We start from the raw sequence: 3719 nt of genomic DNA on the forward strand, positions 1-3719 counted from the left end.
ATCATCCACGGCGGCGTTGGCGGCGCCGATCGCCGTTACCGCCGCCTGCCAGCTCTTCGGGCTGGCGCTGGTGTCGGCATCGATCGAGACAATGCCGGTCTCAGGGATCGCGGCGCGCACGCGCGCGACGAAATCCTCCGGATGCGCATAAAGAATGGTGGCCTCGTCGCCTTCCGGCGCCTTGACGCGGTCAAGCGCCGAAAATGCCTCGTCGTCAAGCACGCGCTCGACAGCGCGCAGGCGGTCGGGCCGCTCCGGGTGGCCGGGCGGGGTGAGGTGTTCGAGGAAGACCGGGTGAGTGTAGAGACGGGTAGCCATGCCCCGATATAGGCGCGCAAGACCGGTTTGGCCATGTTTTCGCGCCACCAAAGGGGCACGTTCAACAGAGATTAGGCAAGGGTTCGGCTATTGGGGTGCCGGCTGCGTCCAGCGCGAGCCGCCGAAGGACGCCAGCGCCTTGTCCTTCAGTTCACGGAATTTCGAGGAGGCTTCCGCCAGCCGGCGGTCCCAGTCGGGATTGGGCACCTGGCCTTCGATGGTGGCGAAATAGACCTGCATCAGAGAGGCGATGGCGAAGGGCTCGATGAAGGCTGCCTTGAAGGCCCAGGCAAAGACGATGGCCAGAACGAAGGCCCAGCCGCCAAGCTGGCCCGGCATGGCCCAGAGAATGGCGCCGGCTGGCGCCAGCATGAGCAGGAAGATCACGAAGGACACGCCCCACATGATCACCGCCAGCCAGACCGCGTTCTTGACCATGGTCTTGCCGTTCTGCGCGTAGAGCACGACGCCTTGCCTCGCCGTCTCGAAGGGCGAGGTGGAGTTGATGCGGATGTTGTAGCCGAGGATGATCTCGTCGACATAGGTCAGCGACATGCGGATCACCGTGTTGATGAAGCTGACAAGGCCGTTGAGACCGGGAATGGGCAGGAAGGCGGCGATGCCGCCGATGAGGCCGGTGATGGCGCGGATGGCGCCCTTGACCAGCTGGTCGATCACGAACAGCACATTGGCCTCGGCGAAGCGCTCGGTCACCACGGCCCTGGCATAGGAGATCTGGTTCTGGCCGTCGGGAACGTCCTGGCCGTCGATCAGATGGACCATGACGGCGATATGCCCGGCCTTGAGGACGTAGAGGATGTATTCGCGGATCCAGTAGACCGCTACGGACACGACGCCGAAGCCGACCACCCCGCCCCACAGCGCGAAGGAGAGCGGCCCCTCGGGGTCGGTGGAGATGTGGCCGACGCCATAGCCGACGCTGGCGCCGGTGCCGGTCGCCATAATGTAGGCCAGCGTGATGCCGAAATAGACGATCATGCGAAAGACGATGAAAGGCCATGTCCTGATCATGATGGACACCGACCGGCCGATGCTGAAGTCCCACATGGCCCGACTCTCCCGCCTCAGAGATGGTAGAGGAGGATGCGCTCGCCCCGGCGATTGTCAATCTTGGCGGCGCCGCGCCGGCCCAAAACCGGTGTACAAACCGCGCGTCATGGTTGCTGACCCGTTCGCTCAGGGCTCCTTGCGCAGCCCCTCGAGCAGTTGCTTGAACGCCGCCACCGCCTTTTTCGACGTCGCTTCCGGATCCTGCGAATTGGCGATCCGCTGCGCAGCCTGGCTGCTGGCGCCGTTGATCAGCCGCGCCGTGGTCTCGGGGTCGAGGTCGGCCACGACCACGCCTTCCTCCTGCAGCCTGGTCAGGTGATCGGTCATCGACGCCGTGCATGCGCTGGCGTTCGGCCACTGGGCCGGATCACCCAGCACCGCCGGGGCATCGCGGAACATGATGCGCTGGATTTCCGGCTCCAGCGCCAGTTCGATGTAAGTGGTGCATTCGTCGACGAAATGCTGCCAGCGGGTCGGCGCCCTCGCCGCCACCTCGTTCACCCGGGCAGCCATCTCGCCGTCGATCTCGGCGATGACCGCCTGCAGCAATCCCCGCTTGTCGCCGAAGTGGTGATAGAGCGCGCCGCGCGTCAGCCCGGCAGAGGCGGTGAAATCATCCATCGAGGCGTCCGCGTAGCCGATGGTGCCGAAAGCGTGGCGGGCGGCCGCGATCAGCTTGGCGCGCGTCTCGGCGATCATCTCCTTGCGAGGTCGGCGCATGCGGTCTGGCCCTATTCACATACGCTTCGTATGCCAATTGACATACGCGGCGTATGATCTATCTGAATTCATACGCAGCGTATGTAATTGTCGATCCTTCCCTTGTCGAGGACCCAGACCATGCAGAATCCCTATTCGGAAATCTTTCGAGCTCCCGGAAGCAAGGGCTTCGCCGCGGCCGGTTTCGTGGCCCGCCTGCCAATCGCCATGGCGCCGATCGGCATCGTCGCCATGCTGTCGCAGACCCATGGCGAATACTGGCTGGCCGGCGCCGTTTCGGCGAGCTTCGCGCTGGTCAACGCTTTCCTTGCGCCGCAGATCTCCCGGCTGGTGGACCGCCTCGGCCAGACGCGCATCGTCGTGCCGACGACGGTGATCTCCGTGCTCGCCTTCGCAGCGCTGATCGCGGCGGCCAACCAGGACTGGCCGATATGGACGCTGTTTGCTTCGGCGCTGCTTGCCGCGGCCATGCCCAGCATCCCGGCGATGGTGCGCGCCCGCTGGACGGAGATCTTCCGGGATCGCCCGGAGCTGAACACAGCTTTCGCCTTCGAGTCGGCGGCGGACGAGTTGGTCTATATCGCCGGGGCATCGTTGTCGGTGGGATTGAGCACTGCGCTCTTCCCGGAAGCAGGCATGCTTGCAAGCACCCTGTTCCTCGGCTTCGGCTCGGCAGCCTTCATCCTGCAGCGTGCGACCGAACCCGGCGTGCGGCCGGCGGAGCATGGTGCGCGCGGCTCGGCGATCCGCCTGCGGCCGGTTCAGATCATAACCTTCGCGCTGATCTTCATTGGCGCGACCTTCGCCACCACGGAAGTGAGCACGGTGGCGATCACCGAGGAGCTCGGCCAGCCGGAAGCGGCAAGCCTGGTCATCGGCGTCTATGCGCTCGGCTCGTTCATCCTCGGCATCATCATCGGCGCGCTCAACCTGAAAATGCCGCTGCAACGCCAGCTGGCCATTGCGGTCGCCGTGATCGCGCTCACCACCCTGCCGCTCCTCGTTGCCAGCACGGTGCCGCTGCTCGCGCTCGCCGTCTTCGTCAGCGGCGTCGCGATCTCGCCGACCTTCATCACCGCCTTCGGACTGATCGAGCGGCGCGTGCCGGAAGCGATGCTGACCGAGGGAGTCACCTGGGTGATGACCGGAATCGGCATCGGCATGGCGCTCGGCTCCTTCGCCGCCGGCGCCGTGGTGGATGCGTTCGGCGCCCAGAGCGGCTTCCTTGTGTCGGTGGCAGCGGGGGTGATCGCGCTGACGACGGTGCTCATCGGCCAGCGCAGCCTGGCCGGGCCGCATTGCGATCTCACCGGATGCGAAGCGAGCGCCGTTCCCGCGCAATGAAGCCGAGGCCATTCCCGTCCCCAGGCGACCGGCCCTGGATCCTCGTCGCGCCGCCCGAACATCCGCGATGTGACACCGAAGAGCATCGTCGGCGCGCCGTGCAACATTACATCGCGCTCGAAGACGAAGCCGCATTTCTGCAGCACGCGCCGCGACGCCGGATTGGCGCGGCGCGCCAGGCCGATCACACGGTCGGCGCGCAATGGACCGAAGGCGGCGTGCAGCGCCTCTTGCACCAGCTCCGTCGCGAAGCCGTGGCCCAGCTT

The 3719-nt window shown here is 65.7% G+C and carries 3 protein-coding genes and 2 pseudogenes; 1 reads left to right on the plus strand and 4 read right to left on the minus strand.

All coding sequences use genetic code 11. From position 1 onward, the window contains the following. The 3 genes and pseudogenes from EOA33_RS27845 to EOA33_RS27855 form a co-directional block, all read right to left on the minus strand. Positions 1-318, minus strand: a pseudogene (locus EOA33_RS27845) (histone deacetylase family protein); the annotation flags it as partial. An 87-nt stretch (positions 319-405) separates the two neighbouring features. After that, complete coding sequence (locus EOA33_RS27850) at positions 406-1386, minus strand: hypothetical protein (protein WP_127407104.1); 981 nt, start codon at positions 1384-1386, stop codon at positions 406-408. A 129-nt stretch (positions 1387-1515) separates the two neighbouring features. Further along, complete coding sequence (locus EOA33_RS27855; protein ID WP_127407105.1) at positions 1516-2109, minus strand: TetR/AcrR family transcriptional regulator; 594 nt, start codon at positions 2107-2109, stop codon at positions 1516-1518. Positions 2110-2229: 120 nt separating this feature from the next. On the opposite strand from EOA33_RS27855, the gene EOA33_RS27860 reads away from it, so the two are divergent. After that, positions 2230-3453, plus strand: coding sequence for an MFS transporter (locus tag EOA33_RS27860; RefSeq protein WP_126055935.1), 1224 nt, complete (start codon positions 2230-2232; stop codon positions 3451-3453). A gap of 65 nt (positions 3454-3518) precedes the next feature. On the opposite strand, the pseudogene EOA33_RS27865 reads toward EOA33_RS27860, so the two are convergent. Then, a pseudogene (locus tag EOA33_RS27865) lies at positions 3519-3719 on the minus strand (GNAT family N-acetyltransferase); the annotation flags it as partial.

This window comes from Mesorhizobium sp. M4A.F.Ca.ET.050.02.1.1, assembly GCF_003997725.1.
Lineage (GTDB): Bacteria > Pseudomonadota > Alphaproteobacteria > Rhizobiales > Rhizobiaceae > Mesorhizobium.